This window comes from Rhodococcus sp. 05-2255-1e, assembly GCF_002259025.1.
Lineage (GTDB): Bacteria > Actinomycetota > Actinomycetes > Mycobacteriales > Mycobacteriaceae > Rhodococcoides > Rhodococcoides fascians.
The window spans coordinates 65,743-87,182 of sequence record NZ_NOZE01000009.1; the positions used below are offsets into that span (position 1 = coordinate 65,743).

The following is a 21,440-nucleotide window of genomic DNA, read 5'->3' on the forward strand; positions in this document are numbered from 1 at the left end:
TTCGGGCTACAAATAATCCGCGGTTTTTGTGCTGCTGGACCGAAGTCTTTCAAATGGGCAATCCGTAACCTACGTCACATGCTGCCAATTCTCGACGCCTCCTCGCCGGTTCTGCAGGCCATGTACCGCCGCATCGACAACGACCCGGACGGCGCGTGTCTGTCCGACGACTCCACTCGGTTGAGCAATGCCGAGTTCGGGCTCGAAGTCGACGCGGTTGCTGCCGAACTCGTCGACGCGGGGGTGGGAGCGGGTGATGTGGTTGCAGTCTTGCTTCCGAATCGCATCGACATCATCACCACGATGTTCGCGGCATGGGTGCTGGGAGCAACGTTGACTCCCGTCAATCCCGCACTCACCGACGACGAGGTGCGCTATCAACTCGAGGACTCGACCGCCCGCGTGCTCGTCGGTAGCGAGCGCGCCTGCACTCTCGGCCGCGCACAGGGTATTTCGTTCATCGACGTGGACTCCCGCGATCGTCGTCCCCGCACGCCGCAGTTGGACGGCACGCATCGTGGAGCGGGGCCTGCCGACAGCTCGGCCCCTGCCTTGATCGTCTACACCTCGGGAACGACGGGGCGGCCGAAAGGCTGTGTGCTGACTCATCGCAACGTCGACCGGATGAGTGCCGCGATCGTGACGGCCTGCGAATTGACCGAGGTCGATACGAGCCTGTTGGTGCTTCCACTCTTCCACTGCAACGGACTCGTCGTCGGCTCGGTCGCTCCGCTACGAGCCGGCGGGCGTGTGCACATCGCGCCTCGTTTCTCGCCGGACACGTTCTGGGACAACGTGGAGACCGTCCGGCCCACCTACTTCTCCGCAGTGCCCACCATGTACTCGCTGCTTGCGGACCGTGGATCGACCGACCGCGACATCTCGTCGCTTCGATTCGTCATCTGTGGAGCAGCGCCCATGCCTGCCGGCCTGATCACGTCGTTCGAATCGATCTTCGGCGTGCCGGTCGTCGAAGGGTACGGCCTGTCGGAATGCACTGTGGCGGCAACGATCAACCCGCCGAACGGGATTCGAAAGCCGGGCACGGTCGGCATCGCGCTACCCGGTATCGACATCGCGATCGATACACCCGACGGTCCGAGCTCCCTTCCTGGCCGGACCGGTGAAGTGTTGGTGAGCGGAGAGACGGTCATGCAGGGATACCTGGGCCTGCCGGACGTGACCGCAAAGACCATTCGAGAGGGGTGGTTGCACACCGGCGACATCGGAGTCCTCGACGAGGACGGCTATCTCGTCTTGGTGGATCGACTCAAGGACATGATCATTCGCGGCGGCGAGAACATCGCGCCGAGCGAAATCGAACATGTCCTGCAATCCCATCCCGACGTCCTGGAAGTGGCCGTCGTGGGCGAAGCGCATCCGGTCTACGGGGAGGTGCCCGTCGCGCACGTCGTTGCACGAGCCGGTCGCAGTATCTCGGTCGACGAGCTGGACGCGCACTGCGCGCGGAGCCTGGCCAAGTTCAAGCGACCGACTCGGACAGTGGTCCACGACGCTCTACCGAAGAACTCCGTCGGAAAGATCGTGAAGAAGGATCTCGGCGCGTAGTCCGATCCGACCTGCCCTGTCGCTACCGGGTCAGGACGGTCGCGGTCACATGGACGAGGCCGCGAAGGTCAGGAACACGACGAACAATCCGATGCCACCGAGCGCCGCACCGATCACGGCGTCGCGACCGTTGGACGCGTCGCCCTCGACTGCGCGGCCGAGACCGATCCAGCCACTGACCACCGCGATCACTCCGGCCGGGATGGTCACGAAGTCTCCGACGAACGGCACGAACGCGCAGACGACCGCGACGATGCCCGCAATCAACGCCAGGTTTCCGGCACCGTCACGGAACATCGACCGAGAAGGGGACTTGCGCATCACCGGCACTCCTTCTCGCATGCAGTGCGGCAGCACCGCCCCGACCTGTTCTTCTGCAGGTAACCGGCAACGACGCCTCCATAGTAGAGACTCGATCATCTCTTCATCGGCGACGGTCGGTCGGATTTCACCGGCACGTGGTGGGAGTCGCGGCCAGTTGTATGCGCTGTGCCGTCGGGCAATCGCCGTCGAGCTTCCCACCTGACCCGAATGGTCAGGGCGTGGGCGTGCTTCTGCGAACGCGGTAGTTGTGCCATGCCTGCGCCGCCAGAGGCATCCCGACAGCGCCGATGCAGACGACCGGCAACGCGAAAAACCACGGTACGGATGCGCTTTTCGCGGCCACTGCAACACCGAAGACGACCATCGGAAATCCGAAGGTGTCCAGTAGGTCTACCTGCCGGAATTCGATCGGCGGCCGACCGTTCCAGGGAATTCGGCGGCCCGCGTTCTCGCGCATCCTTCGGCGCGTCGACGCAACGGTCAGCGCCGCGCCGATCGCTGTCGTGCATATCCCTGCGACGACCATCCAGGACTGTCCGTCCTCGACCAGAACCGCCGTCAGAACAAGTCCTACAAGGACGATGCGCGCACCCCACACCTTCCATCGAGGTGCAGCCTCGCGCTCGGCGTACCGCAGGTCGACCGGCCGCATCGGCTGCAGGGGCTCCATGTCTCGACCCTCCCATACCGCGGCTCTTGACCGGTCCCTACGACTCACCGTACCCTGACCGACAGTTGATATATCAGAACCGCAGCGGCCCGCCGAACCGAGGAATCGAAAGTATGACCACAGCGCTCAAGATCGACGGAACCGCGGTCAGCGCGATCGTCAAGGACGATCTGCGATACCGCGTCGAACGGCTCGCCCAGCAGGGGATTCGGCCCGGCCTGGGCACGATTCTGGTGGGCGACGATCCGGGGAGCCGTTCCTATGTCGCGGCGAAGCATCGCGACTGCGCCGAGGTGGGACTGCATTCGATTCAGGTCCGGTTGCCTGCAACCGCGAGTCAGCAGGAGATCGAAGATGCCGTGCACGCTCTCAACGAGGATCCCGAGTGCACCGGGTTCATCGTTCAGTTGCCGCTGCCCTCGCACATCGACACCCATCGGGTGATCGAGCTGATCGATCCTCGTAAGGATGCCGACGGGCTGCATCCGACCAATTTGGGCCGGCTCGTACTCGGCATGGACGGGCCGCTGCCCTGCACCCCACGGGGGATATTGGAACTGCTTCGGCACCACGATGTTCCGATCACCGGTGCTCGCTTCTGCATCATCGGATGTGGAATCACGGTGGGTCGTCCGCTCGGCTTGATGCTGACGCGTCGCAGCGAACACGCCACCGTGACCATGTGTCACGAGGCGACGGTGGACACCGCCGCGCACACTCGGGCCGCCGACGTGGTCATCGCGGCAGCGGGTGTTGCGCATCTGGTGCAACCGGACTGGATCAGTGCCGGAGCCACGGTGTTGTCGGTGGGAATCACCCGTACCGTCGAGGGCATTCTCGGCGACGTGCACCCCGGCGTCGAGCACATTGCGGGGCGGCTCAGTGGAGCGACCGGCGGGGTCGGGCCGATGACCAGGGCGATGCTGCTGACGAACGTGGTGGAGTGTGCGGAGGCCGCTCAGGCCGAGGGGATGAAGGACTCCCGGTAGCCCATCTTCTCGCTGATCTCGGCGGCGGCGGCCAGCACGTCGGGGACGATGGCCCGCATTCTGGTTTCGTCGAAGCGGTAGACCGGTCCCGAGATGCTCAGCGCCGCGGTCGTCTTGCCGGTGTAGTCGAGAATCGGGGCTGCGATGGCGTTGAGTCCGGTCTCGAACTCTTCGACGACGACGGCGTATCCGAGGGATACCGCAGCATCGAGTTCGGCAGTGAGACCGGCTTTGGTGGTGAGTGTGTGCTCGGTGTATCGGTGGAGGTCGAGTCCGTCCACGACGTCCTGACGCGTATCGGAGTCGAGGGCAGCCAGCAACACCTTGCCGCTCGCGGTGGCGTGCAGCGGTGTCTGCTCCCCGATCCAGTTGTGGGTTCCCACCGAACTCGGCCCGCGGGCCTGATCCAGGTGGACCGCTGTATTGGACCGCAGCACAGCGATATTGACCGTTTCGCCGAGCTTGCCGGCGAGGCGTTCACAGACCGCGTGGCCGTATTCGGTGATCTCCAGACGCTCGGGCACGGCCGCCGCGAGCCGGAGGACTCCGAGGCTGAGCCGGTACTTGCCGCGATTGTGCGTCTGCATCACCATGTCGTGTTCTTCGAGCGACGCCAGCAGCCTCGACACCGTGGATTTGTGCACACCGATCTCGGTGGCGATGGCGCTCACGCCGGCCTCTCCGAGCCGTGCCACGACCTCGAGCACCCGAAATGCGCGGTCGACGGACTGGACGCCACCCTCGGGGGCACGTGTCGAATCGTCGCTGGCCACCCCCGCGACTATACGTAACAGGCACTTGGCCGTGGTGTTGCCCCTCGGAGCGTGGCCCGAGCCGGCGATCTAGATGACGGCGCGCACCGCGTCGTCGAACTCGGTCACGTGTGCTCGGGCGATGGTCGCGGCCTTCTCGGCATCGCCTGCCGCGATGGCGCGCAGCAGCTCGGTGTGCGTCCCCACGTGGTCGGCCAGGGGAGGCAGTCGATCCATGAACAACCAGAAGATTCGCGTCGCGAGATTGTTGTAGCGAATCAATGCGTCTTCGAGAACCGGGTTCGCCGCCAGCCGGTAGACGGTGCGATGCACTTCGGCATCCCAGTTGATCAGGTCGTGTTGGCTCGGCGGCGTCGCCTCGAACTTCTCGGTGCGGTCGGCCATGCCCAGCAGAACTTGGCGTTGGGTTGCGGTGGCCGCGGTGGCTGCCTTGGCGGCGGCAAGAGGCTCGAGCCGCTGGCGGATTTCGGAGATGTCGCCCAGATCGGCGACGTCGATGGCCGTGGCGAAAGTGCCGCGGCGGGCGTGCGAGATGACGAGGCGCTCGTACTCGAGCCGTTTGAGAGCTTCCCGTACCGGCGTGCGTCCAACGCCCAGCTCGGCGGACAACGCCGATTCGACGACGGCCTCACCCGGCTTGATGGTCAGCATGATCAGTTTGTCGCGGATAGCCGAGTAGGCGACGTCGGCCATCGTCGCTCCGGGTTCGCCCGGCACCCCCGACGATCCGGGGGCGCCCGGCGATGCGACCTCGACACTCATGGTTACCGATCCTATCGGCACCGAGTGCGGGTCAGCGTGCGGTCAGGCCTCGATGCGGTTCTTCAGCCAATCGTGGAAGATGCCGATGTGGTGTTCGCTGCCCACCAGCACTCCGCCGTCGCGGTACTTCCGTGAGCTCATGGCGGGCTGGCAGCGTTCGCACGCCTCGAAGTCCTGCAGATTGACGCGGTGGAACAACTCCACCGATTTCTGCAGATCCCGTCCCGATGCGACGACGCCGGGCAGGTACAGCCAATCGCATTCCACCAGAGTGCGATCGGCGGCAAGCGGATACATCCGATGGATGATCACGTGATCCGGGACGAGGTTGACGAACACCTGTGGCCGGACGGTGATGGCGTAGTAGCGCCGGTCCTGTTCGGGTGCGATTCCGGGAATGGAGTCGTGTCCCTCGGAACCGTCGAGCGTGAATCCCTTGACGGATTCCCCGAATTCGGCTCCGTGGCCCACGTAGTACTGGGCCGCGTAACCGTCGGCGAATTCGGGAAGTACCTCGGTCAGCTCGGGGTGGATGGTGGCGCAGTGGTAGCACTCCATGAAGTTCTCGATGATGAGCTTCCAGTTGGCCTTGACGTCGTAGCTCACGCGGCGGCCGAGACCGAGGTCTTCGATCTTGTAGCGGTCGATTGACTCGACGTCGCCGAGTCGATCACGGATGTCCTGCACCACAGTGGTGTCGAAGGAGGCCGGATTGTCGCTGAGATTGACCCAGACGTACCCGAGCCATTCCTCGACCGACACCGACGCCAGGCCGTAGCGAACCCGATCGATGTCGGGCATCTTGGTGAGATTCGGTGCTGCGATGAGCTTTCCGTCGAGATCGTAGGTCCAGGCGTGGTACGGACACTGGAACGATCGCTTGACTTCGCCCTTGTCCTCCATGCAGATTCGAGCACCGCGGTGCGCGCACACGTTCAGGTAGGCCTTGATCGCCCCGGTTCGGGTGCGCGTCACGATGACGCTTTCGCGCCCGATCTGCACGGTGCGGAAGGCACCGGGCTTGTCCAGATCGGCGGCACGGACCGCGCAGATCCACAGTTCCTCGAAGATCTTCTCCTGCTCGAGCTCGAAGATGGCCGGATCGGTGTAGTAGCGACCGGGAAGGGTGGAGATGAGGCTTTCGGGCAGGGGAAGGGAGGTTGCGGGCGGCGTGGTGTCGGGAATGGTGGTCAAGGGGTCCTCCGTACGTGGCCGATCTTGTGGATCGGTGACGAGACGTCAACTGGGGTAATGGAATACGACGGGTGGAGCAGCGGCCTGGGTGATTTCAGACCGCGCGAGCGGGAGCCGAGAGCTGTCGGCGCCAGCGGGTGAACAATCGAACTTGATTGACACCGAGTACACCGACCGGAAGTCCGTCGGATCGATACACGGCGAGGAAACTCCCGAGTTCGGGCGAACCCTCTTCGATGGTGCATTCACTGTCCGGTCCGGCGGTGCCGGCGAACTGAATACGTGACCCGTACTGGTCGGACCAGAAATACGGAGGTTTGACGTGTTGGCCGCCGTAACTGCCCGAGAGCAGGGTGGCCACTGCAACGGTGGGTCGTTCGGACGCCCCGGCCCAATGCTCGACGCGTCGGTGGACGCCGGTCGAATCCAGCCATGCGGCGCAGTCGCCGACTGCGACCACTCCGGGTACGGCGGTCGCGCCGCCGCCGTCGCACAGGATTCCGTTGCCCAGTGCGAGTCCGCTGGTGCCGAGCCAGTCGATGTTCGGAATGCCGCCGATGCCGACAACCACGACGTCGGCGTCGAGGAGTCGGCCGTCCGCGAGTCGAACGCCTGTCACTCGGTCGGTGCCGGTCAAGCCGTCGACGGCGATTCCGCAGATCAACGTGGTGCCGTTGTCGCGGTGCAGATTGCCCACCGCGCTACCCAACCGTGCACCGAGTGGCCCGGCGAGCGGTGACGGGGCGGCTTCGACGACAGTGACCTCGAGGCCCAACTTCCTTGCGGTGGAAGCTACTTCGGCTCCGATGAAGCCTGCGCCGATGACGACGAGACGTGCGCCGGGCGTGAGATCTGCACGCAGCCGGTCGGCGTCGTCGATCGTACGCAATACGTGCACACCGGCGAGGTGATCGGTACCGGGAAGCGATCGCGCGCGTGAGCCGGTGGCGAGGACGACGCCGTCGGAGGTCAGCTCGGCACCGTCGTCGAGAGTGACGGTGCGACGCGATGGATCGAGAGCGGTGGCTGTGCGGCCCAGAATCCAGGTGGCGTCGAGGTTTTCGTCGTCGGGTTCGAGGGCGAGAGTGCTCACGTCCACGTCGCCGGCGAGGTATTCCTTCGACAGGGGAGGGCGGTCGTAGGGTCGGTGACTCTCGGCACCGACGATGGTGACGGAGCCGTCGAACCCAGCGGCCCGTAGTGCACGCGCGGAGCACAGGCCTGCCAGGGAGGCTCCGACGATGGTGACGCTCTTCATGAATGTCCCTCGGCGGCCAACCGGCTGCGAACGTCGGGCGGAAGATTGGGGGCCGCGGTGCTCAGCTCGACGTAGACGACGCCGTCCTCGACGACGACGGTGTGCGTGCGGACAGGCAACTTGGCGGGCGGAGCGTCGACAGCACCGGTACGCAGGTCGAAGGTGGACGCGTGGAGTGGGCATTCGACCGCGCACCCTTCGAGCCAGCCGTCGGCGAGCGACGCGTCCTGATGCGTACAGGTGTCATCGATCGCGAACAGCTCACCGTCCTCGGTGTGGAACACCGCCACCGGAGGGGTGGTGTCGACGCGCAGAGCTTCGCCGCCGGGGAGATCGGCCAAGGAACACACCTTGAGCATTCGGATCCTTTCTGTATCGCTATGCGGAACACGTCTTACTTCCCGCAACAACAGTGTGAACATCGCCACAAGAGTGTGTCAATAGGTGACGGCACTTTTCATACATGCGAAACACGGCGTAACCGGAACCGGACAAACCACGCGTTGTACCAGCTGAGCAGGTGGTTAGCCCGTGCAAGGACTTGCGTAGCCAGTGCCGCATCCGCTCGACTCGATGATGCCCCCGACGTCGGAATACGTCGAGGGCACCATGAGGCAAAACGCTACCGACGGGTAAAAGGGCCCACTTTGATATATCAGGGGTGTCGAGTCGCAGCGCACGGGCTCGAGTCACCGGAAGCGGCCACCTTCTCGACCCGCAACTGCCCGCTCACAGGACCACCACCGAACGCAGCACCGTGCCCTGATGCATCTTCTCGAACGCCGCCTCGATATCACCGAGACCGATCCGTTCGGTCACGAACTTCTCGAGCGGCAACCGGCCCTGCTCGTACAGATCGACCAACATCGGAAAATCCCGCTCCGGCAGGCAATCGCCGTACCACGACGACTTCAACGACCCACCCCGGGAAAAGAAATCGATCAACGGCATCTCCACCGTCATCTCCGGGGTCGGCACCCCGACGAGGACGACGGTCCCGGCGAGATCGCGGGCGTAGAACGCCTGCTTCCAGGTTTCCGGGCGGCCGACGGCATCGATGACCACATCCGCCCCGAACCCACCGGTCAGCTCCTGGATGGCCTCGACCGCATCGACCTGCGAGGCATCGACAGTGTGCGTGGCACCCAGATCGAGAGCCCAGTCGAGTTTTTTCTTGTCGCGGTCGACGGCGATGATCGTCGACGCCCCCGCCAGGCGGGCACCGGCGATCGCAGCATCCCCGACACCGCCGCACCCGATCACCGCGACGGAATCCCCGCGGGAGACGTTCCCGGTGTTCATCGCCGCACCCAACCCGGCCATCACCCCGCACCCGAGCAACCCCACCACCGCCGGATCGGACTCCGGGTCGACTTTGGTGCACTGTCCTTCGTGGACGAGAGTCTTGTCGGCGAACGCCCCGATCCCCAACGCGGGAGAGAGTTCGGTGCCGTCGGCGAGAGTCATCTTCTGCGATGCATTGTGGGTGTCGAAGCAGTACCAGGGGGTGCCTTTCTTGCAGGCTCGGCATTCCCCGCACACCGCCCGCCAGTTCAACACCACGAAATCACCGACCTCGACATGAGTGACAGCGTCACCGATGGTTTCGACGGTGCCTGCGGCTTCGTGGCCGAGCAGGAACGGGAACTCGTCGTTGATGCCGCCCTCGCGGTAATGCAGATCGGTATGACACACCCCGCACGCGGCGATGGTGACCACGACATCGTTCGGGCCGGGATCGGGAATGGTGATCGTTTCGATCGAGACGGGCTCGCCTTTGCTTTTGGCGACGACGGCGCGGACCTGCTGCGGCATGGTTGGTACTCCTGAGTGAAGTGAAGGAGCGGCGTTCGAGGCCGCCGACGGTGGTGGAATAGGCTTAATATATCAGTTACCGGACAGTATCGAATGTTAAAAGCGAGTATCGAATTCGGACAACTTTTGGCATTTGAAATTGCGTAGATGCTGTTCAGAGGCGTTGTCCGTTTCGAAAATCCGTGATGAACGCGTCGAAATGACCAGCCATCTATTGACATAGCCCCTGGGTCGGCTCAGTCTTGTTCGAGTCCAAACAAATCGTAGTTGCGCAGTAAGCAACGAGTCGCGCACCTATCCGACCACCCACGCTGCGTGCACGGGCGACACACCTATTCGGCGAGAGCCGGAGGGAGAACGATGTGACAACGAACAGCAAACCCCGGGGCGACAAAACTCGCGTCGCTGCACCCGAGAAACATGCCCCTCATCATTACGGCCCCCTCGAGGTCTACCACCACGGAGAGGAGGGCAAGCCGCGCACCGACAAGGTGGTGTTCGGTATCACCGCCGCCATCGTGATCGCGATTCTGGCATGGGGCATCCTCGGCACCGAGAACATGAAGTCCGTCAACGCGTCGGTACTCGACTGGGTCGTGACCAACGTCGGCTGGCTGTTCATCTTCTCGGCCACCGGGTTCGTGATCTTCGCGCTGTGGCTCGCACTCAGTCGCTACGGAAAGATTCCGCTCGGCAAAGACGGTGAGAAGCCCGAATTCAACACCGTCAGCTGGATCGCGATGATGTTCAGCGCCGGCATGGGAATCGGCTTGATCTTCTGGGGAGTGGCCGAGCCCCTCACCCACTTCGTCACCCCGCCGCCCGGAATCACCGATTCGACTGTGGGAACGGCACTCTCGACGGCCATCTTCCACTGGGGACTGCATCCGTGGTCGATGTACGCGGTGGTCGGATTGTCCATCGCCTACGGCACCTACCGGATGGGCCGCAAGCAGCTCATCAGCTCCTCGTTCATTCCGCTGATCGGTCGCCGCGCCGAAGGCCCCATCGGCAAGGTCATCGACATTCTGGCGATCTTCGCCACGATGTTCGGCACCGCGGCATCCCTCGGTCTCGGCGCACTCCAGATCGGTTCCGGTATCGAGGTTCTCGGCTGGGTCAACCAAGCGGGGACGCTTCTGCTCGTGGCTGTCGTCGCCATCCTGACACTTGCGTTCGTGGCCTCGGCAGTGTCCGGGGTTTCCAAGGGAATTCAGTGGCTGTCGAACATCAACATGGTGCTGGCTCTCGTGCTTGCGATCTTCGTGTTCGTCGCGGGCCCCACGGTCCTGATCCTGAATCTGCTGCCCACCACTCTCGGCGACTACGCCGCGCACATCGCCGGCATGTCGGCGCGGTCGGCGGCATCCGGTGGCCCCGAGACCGAGTCCTGGCTCTCGTCCTGGACGATCTTCTACTGGGCCTGGTGGATCTCGTGGACCCCCTTCGTCGGTATGTTCCTCGCTCGCATCAGTCGCGGCCGTACCATCCGCCAGTTCGTCATCGGCGTCATTCTCATCCCGACGTCGGTGAGCTTGGTCTGGTTCTCGATCTTCGGTGGAGCGGCAATCGGCGAGCAGCAGAAGGGAACCGAGGATCTGGTGGCCCTCGGTAAGCCGGAGTCGCAGCTGTTCGCGGTTCTCGACCACTTCCCGTTGGCCGGCATCTCGTCGGTGTTGGTGATGGTCTTGGTGGGCATCTTCTTCGTCAGTGGTGCCGACGCTGCCTCGATCGTGATGGGCACCCTGTCGCAACGCGGCACCCTGGATCCGTCCCGTGGGGTCGTCGCCTTCTGGGGTGTGGTCACCGGCGGCATCGCGATCCTGATGCTGTGGACGGGAGGTTCGGACGCCCTCAACGGGTTGCAGACGATGACCATCATCGTGGCGGCACCGTTCGTACTGGTGATGATCGGTACGTGTGTCTCGCTGTACAAGGACGTCACGAACGATCCGTTCATCGTCAAGAACCCCAAGGCCCCGCCGAAAGTCAAGGCCGGCAAGTGAAGTGAGCGATGGTGCGGGACGCGAAACTATGCGTCCCGCACCATCGGTATTTCGGGGGTTGACCACATCCATCCCTGCCCATACTCTTGATATATCAATCTCTGGTTAGTTGTCGTGCAGGCCGTAGACCGCTTCGGCCGAGCTCCATCTCTCCACCCCGATACGGAAGGACCACCATGGGTTCACCGAGAGTTGTCATCATCGGCGCCGGCATAGTCGGTACCAACGTGGCCGACGAGCTCACCGCACGCGGTTGGGATCGCATCACCGTGCTGGATCAGGGGCCGCTCCCTCTCACGGGTGGATCCACCTCGCACGCACCGGGTCTGGTGTTCCAGACCAATGCATCCAAGACCATGACCGAACTCGCCCGATACACCGTCGAGAAGTTCATGGGCCTCGAGGTGGACGGGCAGTGGTGCTTCAATCAGCTCGGCGGCCTCGAAGTGGCCACCACCGAGGAGCGACTGGCCGACCTGCATCGCAAGCAGGGCTGGGCCACGTCCTGGGGCATCGAAGGATCGGTCATCGACCCGTCCGAATGCGCCAAACTACATCCGCTGATCGATCGTTCGCGGGTTCTCGGCGGTCTGTACGTCGAGACCGACGGTCTTGCCAAAGCGTCCCGTGCCGTCGTGGCACTCGCCCGTCGCGCAGAATCGCGCGGAGCGGTCTTCCGTGGTTCCACCAAGGTCATCGGTATCGAACAGACGGGTGGCCGCGTCACCGGTGTGGCAACCGACAACGGCGTCATCGAGGCCGACATCGTGGTGTCCTGCGCCGGCTTCTGGGGCCCCGATGTGGGCGAACTGGTCGGCATGAAGGTGCCGCTGCTGCCCTTGGCGCACCAGTACGCCAAGACCGATCAGATCCCGGAACTGGTGGGACGCAACACCGAAGCGGCCGAGGCCGGCATGCCCATTCTTCGTCATCAGGATCAGGACCTGTACTTCCGCGAGCACGTCGACCGTCTCGGCATCGGAACCTACGCGCACCGCCCGATGCCAGTCGACACCAAGACCCTGCCCGGCGGGGACGGTGTGTCCGACGAGGCGATGCCGTCCATGCTCGACTTCACGCAGGAGGATTTCGCCCCGTCGTGGGAGCAGTCCAAGCTGCTGTTGCCCTGCCTCGAGACCGCCAAGATCGACCACGGCTTCAACGGAGTCTTCTCGTTCACCCCCGACGGCGGACCGCTGCTCGGTGAATCCCCGGACGTCAAGGGCTTCTGGATCGCCGAGGCCGTGTGGGTGACGCACTCGGCCGGAGTCGGCCGGGCCATCGCACAGTTGCTGGTCGACGGACGCTCCGAGGTCGAACTGCACGGATGCGACGTCAACCGCTTCGAGGATTTCCAGCTCGATCCCGCGTACGTCAGCGAAACCTCGCAGCAGAACTTCGTCGAGATCTACGACGTGCTGCATCCCTCGCAGCCGCGGTTGTCCCCGCGTGACGTTCGGGTCAGCCCCTTCAATGCGCGGCAGCATCAACTCGGTGCTGTGTTCCTCGAAGGCGGCGGGTGGGAACGCCCGCACTGGTACGAGGCCAATGCCGATCTGGTGCACCAGCTTCCCGTCGAGTGGCAGCCGCCCGAGCGCGACGAGTGGGCGTCGATGTTCCATTCGCCCATTGCCGCGGCCGAGGCGTGGAAGACCCGTACGTCCGTCGCCATGTACGACATGACCCCGCTCAAGCGGCTACGCGTACGCGGACCCGGTGCGCTGGCACTGTTGGAGGGATTGACGTCCGGCAAGATGGACAAGTCCGTCGGAGCTGTCACGTACACGCTGGCTCTCGACGAGAAGGGCGGCGTCCGAAGCGATCTCACCGTGGCGCGGTTGTCTGCCGACGAGTTCCAGGTCGGAGCCAACGGCAACCTCGACTTCGATTACCTCCGCCGTGAAGCACCGAGTGACGGCAGCGTCACCGTCGACGACATCACCGGATCCACGTGCTGCATCGGCCTGTGGGGTCCGCATGCCCGCGAGGTCGTCGAGAAGCTCACCCAGGACGACTTCTCGAACGAGAACTTCAAGTACTTCCGCTGCAAGCAGGTTCGTATCGGGGGAGTGCCCGTCACGGCGATGCGATTGTCGTACGTGGGCGAGCTCGGGTGGGAGCTGTACACCACCGCCGATTACGGCCAGCGACTGTGGGACATGTTGTGGCAGGCCGGTTCCGAGTTCGGGATCATCGCCGGTGGACGCGCTGCGTTCAACAGCCTGCGCATGGAGAAGGGCTACCGGTCGTGGGGTTCGGACATGACCACCGAGCACAACCCCTACGAGGCAGGCCTCGGCTTCGCGGTACGCCCACAGAAGGGCGAATTCCGCGGCCGCGACGCCGTACTCGAGATGTCCGACGACACCGTCTCGAAGAAGTTGGTCTGCTTGAAGATCGACGACGGCACGTCGGTGGTACTCGGCCACGAGCCCGTCCTGGTGGACGGTGAACCCGCCGGCTACGTCACCAGCGCCTCCTTCGGTCACACCGTCGGTGCGCCGATCGCCTACGCCTGGGTTCCTGCCGGTAGCGCAGAACCCGGTGCAGCAGTACAGATTCGATACTTCGATCGGCTCGTGTCCGCCACCGTCGTGGCCGAGCCCCTCGTCGACCCCGAGATGGCCAAGATCCGCAGCTGACGACCCACCAGTACCAGGAGATTCGATGACCGAGAACTTCACCCTCACGCTCAGCTGCGGACAGCGGCCGGGCATCGTCCGGGCCGTCAGTGCATTCCTCTTCGACAACGACTGCGACATCGCCGAACACCAACAGTTCGACGACTCCACGGACGGCTCGTTCTTTCTTCGCACCTCGTTCGTGGCCAGCGGCACCACCGACATCGAGAAGCTGACCGAGAGCTTCCGCGAGGTGGCCGAGCGCTTCTCGATGATGTACACCTTCAACGGCTGCAGCCAGCCGCGTGTGCTCGTCATGGTGTCCAAGATGGGGCACTGCCTCAACGACCTCATCTTCCGTTGGCGCTCACAGAATCTCGGCGGCGAACTGGTGGCCGTGGTGAGCAATCACGAGGTGCTGCGGCCGATGGCCGAGGCCGCCGGGCTGCCGTTCGTCCACGTTCCCGTCACCCCGGGCACCAAGGCCGAGGCCGAGCAGCGTCTGCTGGACCTCGTCGCGGAGTACGAGGTGGACCTGGTGGTGCTGGCCCGGTACATGCAGGTGCTCTCCGACGAGACGTGTCGAGCGTTGCACGGCAAGGCGATCAACATCCACCACTCGTTCCTGCCCGGCTTCAAGGGCGCAAAGCCCTACCACCAGGCATTCGACCGGGGCGTCAAGCAGGTCGGAGCGACGGCGCACTACGTCACCCCCGACCTGGACGAGGGCCCGATCATCGAGCAGCAGGTCATTCGTATCGACCACACTCACGACCCGTCTCGTCTGGCCACCGTCGGACAGGACGCAGAGGCCCTCGCACTCTCGCGAGCGGTCCGCTGGCACTGCGAGAATCGCGTCCTGCTGCACGGACACCGGACGGTTATCTTCAGCTGAACCGACACAGGACGAGGGGCCCGTACCGAATCGGTACGGGCCCCTCGTCGTTGTGTTGCGGTGGAGAAAGTTCTCGGCCTCTAGCACTCCACGAAGTTCACCGGCACGTTGATCGCGAGGCCGCCGCTGGAGGTCTCCTTGTACTTCGAGTGCATGTCGGCCCCGGTGGACCGCATCGTCTCGATCACCTGGTCCAGGCTGACGCGGTGGGTACCGTTGCCGCGCAATGCCATCCGAGCGGCGTTGATTGCCTTACCGGCCGAGATCGCGTTGCGTTCGATGCACGGAATCTGCACCAGTCCGCCGATGGGGTCGCACGTGAGACCGAGGCTGTGTTCCATGGCGATCTCGGCGGCGTTCTCCACCTGTTCGGGTGTGCCGCCCAGTACCTCGGCCAGACCGGCTGCGGCCATCGACGCCGCCGAACCCACCTCGCCCTGGCAGCCCACTTCGGCACCGGAGATCGACGCCATCTCCTTGTAGAGCGATCCGATCGCGCCGGCGGTGAGCAGAAAGCGCACCGTGCTGCCGTCGGGATCGGCGACCCCTGCGGCGGTGTAGCGGGTCGCATAGTGCAGCACGGCCGGGATGATGCCGGCCGCGCCGTTGGTGGGTGCCGTGACGATTCGTCCGCCCGACGCGTTCTCCTCGTTGACCGCGAGGGCGACGAGATTGACCCAGTCCTCGGCGAATTCGCTCGAACGGTTCGGATCCTCGGCATCGAGCCGTAGGAACCAGTCCCGTGCTCGACGCCGCACTCCCAGCGCGCCGGGAAGGTAGCCGTCGCGGGAGATGCCGCGAACCTCGCACTCGACCATGACGTCACGGATGTGCAGCAGCGCGTCCCGAATCTCCTCGTGCGTGCGGCGTTCGAGTTCGACTTCGGTCATGACGTCACTGATGCTGCAGCGCCGACGTTCACAGAGCTGAAGTAGTTCCTTGGCCGACGCGAATCCGTTCGCGGAGGCGAGGGGTGCGACGGCCTCGACGCTTTCGGCCTCGGTCACCACGAAGCCGCCACCGACGGAGAAGTACACCTCGCTGTGCAGTTCGGTCGAATCCGTTGCGCGGGCAGTCAGTTTCATCCCGTTCGGGTGGAACGGCAATACCGTCAACGGACGCAGCACGATGTCGTCGACCGTCAGGTCGATCTCGCGGTGACCACCGAAGACGATGCGGCCGGTGGCCGCCATCGATGCCTGCCGTTCTTCCATGACCTCGGTCGTGATGGTCTCGGGCGCATGGCCTTCCAGCCCCAGCAGTACGGCGGTCATGGTGCCGTGGCCGGCTCCGGTCGCGGCCAACGAGCCGTACAGATCGACCGCCAGCTCTCGAACGTCGTCGAACGCAGACATCGTCCGCAGGTCGTCGACGAATCGAGCGGCCGCGCGCATCGGTCCGACGGTGTGCGAACTCGAGGGGCCGACTCCGACGGAGAAGAGGTCGAACACACTGATGGTCATGAGGTAGTCCGAACTGCGCCGGTCGGCTCGCGCATGGTCAGGTCGTCGAACGACGAGGCCGCGGGAGTCAGGACGGCGAACAGCCAGCCGGCACCGAGTGGATCGGCAGCGACGAGCGACGGGTCCTCGCGCACAGCGGGGTTGACGATCGTGACCATGCCGCTCGCCGGGGCGTACACCGTGACCGAGCCGGCGGAGGTGTGGATGGTGCCGCACGCATCACCGGCGGTGAGCACGGTACGTACCGACGGAAGATCGACGCCGACGATGTCGGCGGCGTCGGCCAACGCTGCCGGCGTCACACCCACACGGCTCGGAGTCTGGGCCGGTGAGCCGAACGGGTCGACGGCCATCCAACCGTGCTCGGCGCTGAAGAGCCGACGGGCGGAGGAGAGGGATGCGGTCATGAGGTGGCCTCGGCATTCGTCGTGGATTGACCTGGGTGTGAGGGCAGTACGTCGAGCGACCGCACTGCCCGCATCACGGCCAGTGCGTCGATGGTGGCGGCGACGTCGTGAACCCGCAGGAGTGACGCCCCGTTCTGGGCCGCGAAGATCGCGGCGGCGAGTGATCCGGCGAGTCGGCCGTCGACCTCTCGTCCGGTGATGGCACCGATCATTCCCTTCCGCGACAGACCCGCCATGATCGGTCGCCCGGAAGCGGTGAGCGCCCGAAGGCCCTGCAGCAGTGTCAGATTGTGATCGAGAGTCTTTCCGAATCCGAATCCGGGATCGACCAGGATGCGGTACGCCGGGATTCCGGCTCGGATGCATTCGGCAGCCCGGTCGTCGAGGAACTCGCACACCTCTGCGGTGACGTCGCCGTAGCGAGGGGAATTCTGCATCGTCGACGGCTCGCCCAGCATGTGCGTCAGGCATACCGCAACGTCCAGTTCGGCAGCTGCGGCGAGTGCGCCCGGAAGACGAAGAGCACGAACGTCATTGATGACGCTCGCCCCAGCGCGTACCGCCTCTCGCATCACCTCGGGCCGTGATGTGTCGACCGACAGCGGTGTCGAGGTAAGCCTGGACAGGGCGTCGATCACCGGTACGACTCGCTCGATCTCTTCCTCGACGGTGGGCGGGGTGGCCCCGGGCCGGGTCGACTCACCGCCGATGTCGAGCAGTTCGGACCCTCGTCGACCATCGACAGAGCATGCGCCACAGCACGATCCGAGTCCAGGAAGCGGCCGCCATCGGAGAACGAATCCGGGGTGACGTTGACGATCCCGCAGACGACCGGATGTGAGGTCGTCAACCGGGTCAGCAGCCGGTCGCGGGCATCGGCTGCCCGGGTTGCCGTGGAGACGGTCGTGAGCACTGCGGTCACCTTTTCTCTCGCGTCGGGTTCGGTGGTCCGACTCAGCCGGCGTCGGTGTATTCCTCGGCCGCGTCGGTCAGCCAGGCTGCGAGATAGCGTGCGAACGACGAGCGCACCAGGATTCGATAGTCCGTTCCGGTGTCGTCACAGGCAATGAGGATCATGCCTGCCATCGCCAGCATCGTCTGTACCGTCGACCCGGCCGGGAAGACGCGGGGGTGCAGATCGATCGAGCACCCTTTCGCCAGCACGTCGCGGGCCCGGGAACCGCTCAGGCGCAGACTGGTTCGCTGTGCGGACACATCGGTTGCCGCACCGCGATGCTCACGAACGGCCGAGCCGAGACGGTGTTCGAGTTCGACCGGATCGAGGCCCGCCCCGATCACCAGCCACTCCTCCGGGCCGAGCCAGATCGCGGTGGTGTTCGTGCCCTCGGCGACGCGTCCGGGGCCGGGCAACTCGGTGCCGAGCTCGGTCGAGGCAGCGGCACCGCCCGGCCCGCTCGGGTCGACCCACAGGTCGATCCCGGCCAGGAACGGCTCCTCCACGATGCGTACAGCAGACGAGTCCGGCAGAACTGTTTCTGCGAGTGGGCTTCTGGCGGCGAGTCGGTCAGCCATCACGGCGGTTACCTTCCGGGTCGACGAGTACGGAGCCGGTGACTTCCACGGCGACGAGGGTGTCGCCCACCGGGACGTGCAGGATGTCGCCGAGTCGGTCACGCCCGGCCTCGAGCAGGGCCAGCCCGAACGGCCTGCCCAATTCTGCGCTGGCGTAACTCGACGTGACGTGGCCGAGCATCGGAACCGGAAGCTCGGGGAGGACGCCGCTCTCGGAGTGCTCGATGATCTGCGAGCCCTCGGGAAGGACGGTCTCCCGATCGACGGGCAGGAGCCCGACGAACTGCTTGCGCAACGGGTTCCGGTTCTCGGCACGGTCGAACGAGCGCTTTCCGATGAAGTCGAGCTTCTTCTTCGATACCGCCCAGCTCATACCGAGGTCCTGTGGGGTGACGGTCCCGTCGGTGTCCTGGCCGACGATCGGGTAGCCCTTCTCGGCCCGCAGCACGTGCATGGTCTCGGTGCCGTACGGGGTGATGCCGTACTTCTCGCCCGCATCGATCAGCCGCGACCACAGTGCGTGGGCGTGCCAAGAATCGATGTTCACTTCGAAGGCCAGTTCACCGGAGAAGCTGATGCGCGCCACGCGTACCGGCACACCGTCGACCGAGGCGTCACGCCAGGCCATGAACGGGAACGCCTCGTTGGAGACGTCGAGCTCGGGGAAGATCTCGCCGACGAGGTCGCGGGAGCGCGGTCCGACGACGGGGAACGTGGCCCACTGCTCGGTCACCGACGTCAGCCGAACCGCCAGGTGCGGCCATTCGGTCTGCAGCCATTCCTCCATCCAGTTGAGCATTCCTGCTGCGCCGCCCGTGGTGGTGAACACCTGGAATCGGTCGTCCGCCAACCGCATCACGGTGCCGTCGTCGATCACCATGCCGTCGGCACCGCACATCACGCCGTAGCGAACCATGCCGACCTTCAAGTTGCTCATCATGTTCGTGTAGAACATGTCCAGTACCACACCGGCGTCGGGGCCCTGCACGTCGATCTTGCCCAGTGTCGAACCGTCGAGCATGCCGACGCTCGCACGCACGGCCGCGCACTCGCGGAGCACGGCGTCGTGCATCTCCTCACCGGGCAGTGGATAGTAGCGGGGCCGCTTCCACTGTCCGACGTCCTCGAAGACCGCGCCGCGTGCGACGTGCCAATCATGAACTGCAGTAACCCGTTCCGGGTCGAAGGCCATGCCGCGGTTGCGGCCGGCCAACGCGGCGAACGCCACCGGGGTGTACGGCGGTCGGAAGGTGGTGGTGCCCAGGTTCTCCACCGGCTTGTCGAGCAGCTCCGCCACGATGCCCGAGGACACCACACCGGAGGTCTTGCCCTGATCGTGCGCGGTGCCGATCGTGGTGTAGCGCTTGATGTGTTCCATCGACGACATGCCTGCACCGACGGCGCGGACCAGATCGGCCACCGTCGCGTCACGCTGCACGTCGACGAACTGGCTGTCGGCTCCGAAGTCGTCGCGCACCCGCCACAGCACCAGCGACTCGCTGCTGGGCACGGATTCGACTGCTGGTGGCGACGTTTCGGTGACGTCGAAGCCGAGACGGGTCAGCGCACCTGCCGCGGCCGAGTTACCGTCGCGGAGGCATCCTGCCAGATCGAACACTCCCGAGGCCGACCCGGCGACACTGATGCCCTCGACGTCGTCCGCGGGAACGAACGCACCGAGTTCGCCGTCGTAGCGCAGCTTTCCGCGGGCCTGGCTGAACAGGTGGACGGCGGGGTTCCAACCGCCGCTGACGAGCAGCACGTCGCACGCCACGGTGTCGGTGGCACCGTCTGCACCGGTGACCAGTGCGTGGGTGACGCGGGTGTCGCCTCGGGTGCCGGATACGACGCTGCCGGTGCGCACCTCGATACCGCGCTCGCGGCACAGGCCGAGCCAGTGTTCCGGTGCCTCGGAGCGGGCATCGACGATGCGCGCGATGCGGACCCCGGCGTCGTGCAGATCGACGGCTGCCTTGTACGCGCTGTCGTTGGTGGTGAACACCACGGCCTCGGTTCCTACCGTCACGCCGTAGCGATGCAGGAACGTACGTGCACTGTGCGCCAACATTATTCCGGGTCGATCGTTGTCGGTGAAGACGACGGGACGCTCGTGGGCGCCGGTGGCCACCAGGATGTGACGCGAGCGAATACGCCAGACTCGCTGACGGCTCAGCGCTGCAGGAGCTTCCAAGCCCAGGTGATCGGTGCGGCGCTCGAGGGCGAGCACGAAGCCGTCGTCGTAGGAACCGAACGCGGTGGTGCGGCGCAGCAACGTCACGTCGGGGAAGGTCGACAACTCGGCCACCGCGTCGGCAACCCAGTCCAGGGCCGGCCGTCCGTCGATGACGTCGTCGGAGCCGAGCAGGGAGCCGCCGAACTCGCTCTGATCGTCGACGACGACCACGCGAGCGCCACTGCGGGCGGCGACCAGAGCTGCCGTCAGACCGGCCGGGCCGGCACCGACGACCAACAGGTCGGCGTGGGCGTGCATGGCGTCGTACTTGGCGGAGTCGGAGATCTCGGCGAGTCGGCCTTGCCCGGGGATGCCGCGAGCGACCAGGCCGTCGTACAGCTCGATCGTCGTGGCGAGCAGCATCGGCTCGGGGAACGGCTCCTCGATCTGTACGAGCCCGCCGGTGTCCTCGGCCCATGCAGCGGTGAATCCACGGGGCCTGCCGAGCTTGATGCTGGTGGTCACCTGATGAATACCGTTGGCGAGCAACGCAGATGCCAGCGTGTCGCCCGGGTGGCCCTGCAGGGCCGAGCCGCCGAACGTGAAGTCGAAGGTGCTCGTGCGGTCGATGCGGCCGCCGGATGCGGTGCGGAATGCGGTCATGGGTTCACCGGCTTCGGGTCGTCGAGGCGATAGACACTGTGGATTCGATAGGTGGCGGTGTCCCGCACGGCGTTGAACCAACGCCGACAGCCCGCGCTGTGGCTCCACCGTTCCGCGAAGAGCCCCTTGGGGTTGTCGCGGAAGAACACGAAGTGCGCCCACTGTTCGTCGGTCAGAGCCGAGGGATCCTCGGGGTAGGCGATGTGCGCCTGGCCGCCGTAGTGGAACTCGGTCTCTTCTCGACTCCCGCACCACGGGCATTCGATCAATTGCATTGCCACTCCAAGATTTCTCGTTCGGGTGCTGCGTGTGTCGGGGCGGAGAA

18 protein-coding genes and 1 pseudogene are annotated in these 21,440 nt (G+C 65.0%); 5 read left to right on the forward strand and 14 right to left on the reverse strand.

Features of this window, described 5'->3' with window-relative positions; genetic code table 11:
* Window positions 1-78 precede the first annotated feature (78 nt).
* On the forward strand, window positions 79-1,569 hold the full coding sequence (locus tag CH262_RS03620; RefSeq protein ID WP_094716917.1) for a class I adenylate-forming enzyme family protein: 1,491 nt from the start codon (window positions 79-81) through the stop codon (window positions 1,567-1,569).
* Between the two features lie 45 nt (window positions 1,570-1,614).
* Here the strand turns inward: CH262_RS03620 and CH262_RS03625 are convergent, their stop codons facing one another.
* Window positions 1,615-1,890, reverse strand: a complete 276-nt coding sequence (locus tag CH262_RS03625) for a hypothetical protein (protein ID WP_032366628.1) — start codon at window positions 1,888-1,890, stop codon at window positions 1,615-1,617.
* A gap of 214 nt (window positions 1,891-2,104) precedes the next feature.
* Complete coding sequence (locus CH262_RS03630; RefSeq protein WP_094716918.1) at window positions 2,105-2,563, reverse strand: hypothetical protein; 459 nt, start codon at window positions 2,561-2,563, stop codon at window positions 2,105-2,107.
* Between the two features lie 113 nt (window positions 2,564-2,676).
* Between CH262_RS03630 and CH262_RS03635 the strand changes: the two genes are divergently transcribed.
* A complete protein-coding gene (locus tag CH262_RS03635; RefSeq protein WP_027494744.1) occupies window positions 2,677-3,552 on the forward strand; it encodes a bifunctional methylenetetrahydrofolate dehydrogenase/methenyltetrahydrofolate cyclohydrolase in 876 nt (291 codons plus the stop codon).
* On the opposite strand, the gene CH262_RS03640 is transcribed toward CH262_RS03635, so the two are convergent.
* The 6 genes from CH262_RS03640 to CH262_RS03665 all read right to left on the reverse strand — a co-directional run bounded on the left by CH262_RS03640 (window position 3,522) and on the right by CH262_RS03665 (window position 9,354).
* Window positions 3,522-4,325 carry an IclR family transcriptional regulator gene (locus CH262_RS03640; protein WP_027494743.1) on the reverse strand — a complete coding sequence of 268 codons (804 nt, stop codon included), beginning with the start codon at window positions 4,323-4,325 and terminating at the stop codon, window positions 3,522-3,524. The genes CH262_RS03635 and CH262_RS03640 overlap by 31 nt on opposite strands.
* Before the next feature lie 69 nt (window positions 4,326-4,394).
* Entirely contained in the window at window positions 4,395-5,087 is a 693-nt protein-coding gene (locus tag CH262_RS03645; protein ID WP_201010485.1) for a GntR family transcriptional regulator, read from the reverse strand.
* A 42-nt stretch (window positions 5,088-5,129) separates the two neighbouring features.
* A complete protein-coding gene (locus tag CH262_RS03650) occupies window positions 5,130-6,281 on the reverse strand; it encodes an aromatic ring-hydroxylating oxygenase subunit alpha (protein ID WP_027494741.1) in 1,152 nt (383 codons plus the stop codon).
* Window positions 6,282-6,375: 94 nt separating this feature from the next.
* A complete protein-coding gene (locus CH262_RS03655; protein WP_179274907.1) occupies window positions 6,376-7,539 on the reverse strand; it encodes an NAD(P)/FAD-dependent oxidoreductase in 1,164 nt (387 codons plus the stop codon).
* Window positions 7,536-7,898, reverse strand: a complete 363-nt coding sequence (locus tag CH262_RS03660; protein WP_027494739.1) for a bifunctional 3-phenylpropionate/cinnamic acid dioxygenase ferredoxin subunit — start codon at window positions 7,896-7,898, stop codon at window positions 7,536-7,538. The genes CH262_RS03655 and CH262_RS03660 overlap by 4 nt, the downstream gene beginning before the upstream one ends.
* 370 nt (window positions 7,899-8,268) lie before the next feature.
* Window positions 8,269-9,354, reverse strand: coding sequence for an S-(hydroxymethyl)mycothiol dehydrogenase (locus CH262_RS03665; protein WP_094716919.1), 1,086 nt, complete (start codon window positions 9,352-9,354; stop codon window positions 8,269-8,271).
* A gap of 362 nt (window positions 9,355-9,716) precedes the next feature.
* Between CH262_RS03665 and CH262_RS03670 the strand changes: the two genes are divergently transcribed.
* The 3 genes from CH262_RS03670 (at window position 9,717) to purU (ending at window position 14,876) form a co-directional block, all read left to right on the forward strand.
* On the forward strand, window positions 9,717-11,360 hold the full coding sequence (locus CH262_RS03670) for a BCCT family transporter (protein ID WP_080729038.1): 1,644 nt from the start codon (window positions 9,717-9,719) through the stop codon (window positions 11,358-11,360).
* A 176-nt stretch (window positions 11,361-11,536) separates the two neighbouring features.
* A complete protein-coding gene (locus CH262_RS03675) occupies window positions 11,537-14,002 on the forward strand; it encodes a GcvT family protein (protein ID WP_094716920.1) in 2,466 nt (821 codons plus the stop codon).
* A gap of 25 nt (window positions 14,003-14,027) precedes the next feature.
* Entirely contained in the window at window positions 14,028-14,876 is an 849-nt protein-coding gene (gene purU / locus CH262_RS03680) for a formyltetrahydrofolate deformylase (RefSeq protein WP_032373562.1), read from the forward strand.
* 80 nt (window positions 14,877-14,956) lie between these two features.
* On the opposite strand, the gene CH262_RS03685 is transcribed toward purU, so the two are convergent.
* The 6 genes and pseudogenes from CH262_RS03685 to CH262_RS03710 form a co-directional block, all read right to left on the reverse strand.
* The gene (locus CH262_RS03685) at window positions 14,957-16,339 is read right to left on the reverse strand and encodes an L-serine ammonia-lyase (RefSeq protein ID WP_094716921.1); all 1,383 of its coding nucleotides are present in this window, start codon (window positions 16,337-16,339) and stop codon (window positions 14,957-14,959) included.
* The gene (locus tag CH262_RS03690) at window positions 16,336-16,746 is read right to left on the reverse strand and encodes a glycine cleavage system protein H (protein ID WP_045841503.1); all 411 of its coding nucleotides are present in this window, start codon (window positions 16,744-16,746) and stop codon (window positions 16,336-16,338) included. Before CH262_RS03690 ends, CH262_RS03685 begins: the two co-directional genes overlap by 4 nt.
* Window positions 16,743-17,668, reverse strand: a pseudogene (folP, locus tag CH262_RS03695) (dihydropteroate synthase). Before folP ends, CH262_RS03690 begins: the two are co-directional and overlap by 4 nt.
* 32 nt (window positions 17,669-17,700) lie before the next feature.
* Window positions 17,701-18,279: a sarcosine oxidase subunit gamma gene (locus CH262_RS03700; protein WP_032367896.1), complete on the reverse strand. Its 579-nt coding sequence runs from the start codon at window positions 18,277-18,279 to the stop codon at window positions 17,701-17,703.
* Window positions 18,272-21,115: a 2Fe-2S iron-sulfur cluster-binding protein gene (locus CH262_RS03705; RefSeq protein WP_094716922.1), complete on the reverse strand. Its 2,844-nt coding sequence runs from the start codon at window positions 21,113-21,115 to the stop codon at window positions 18,272-18,274. Before CH262_RS03705 ends, CH262_RS03700 begins: the two co-directional genes overlap by 8 nt.
* Window positions 21,112-21,390: a sarcosine oxidase subunit delta gene (locus tag CH262_RS03710; protein WP_027494732.1), complete on the reverse strand. Its 279-nt coding sequence runs from the start codon at window positions 21,388-21,390 to the stop codon at window positions 21,112-21,114. Before CH262_RS03710 ends, CH262_RS03705 begins: the two co-directional genes overlap by 4 nt.
* Between the last annotated feature and the right edge of the window lie 50 nt (window positions 21,391-21,440).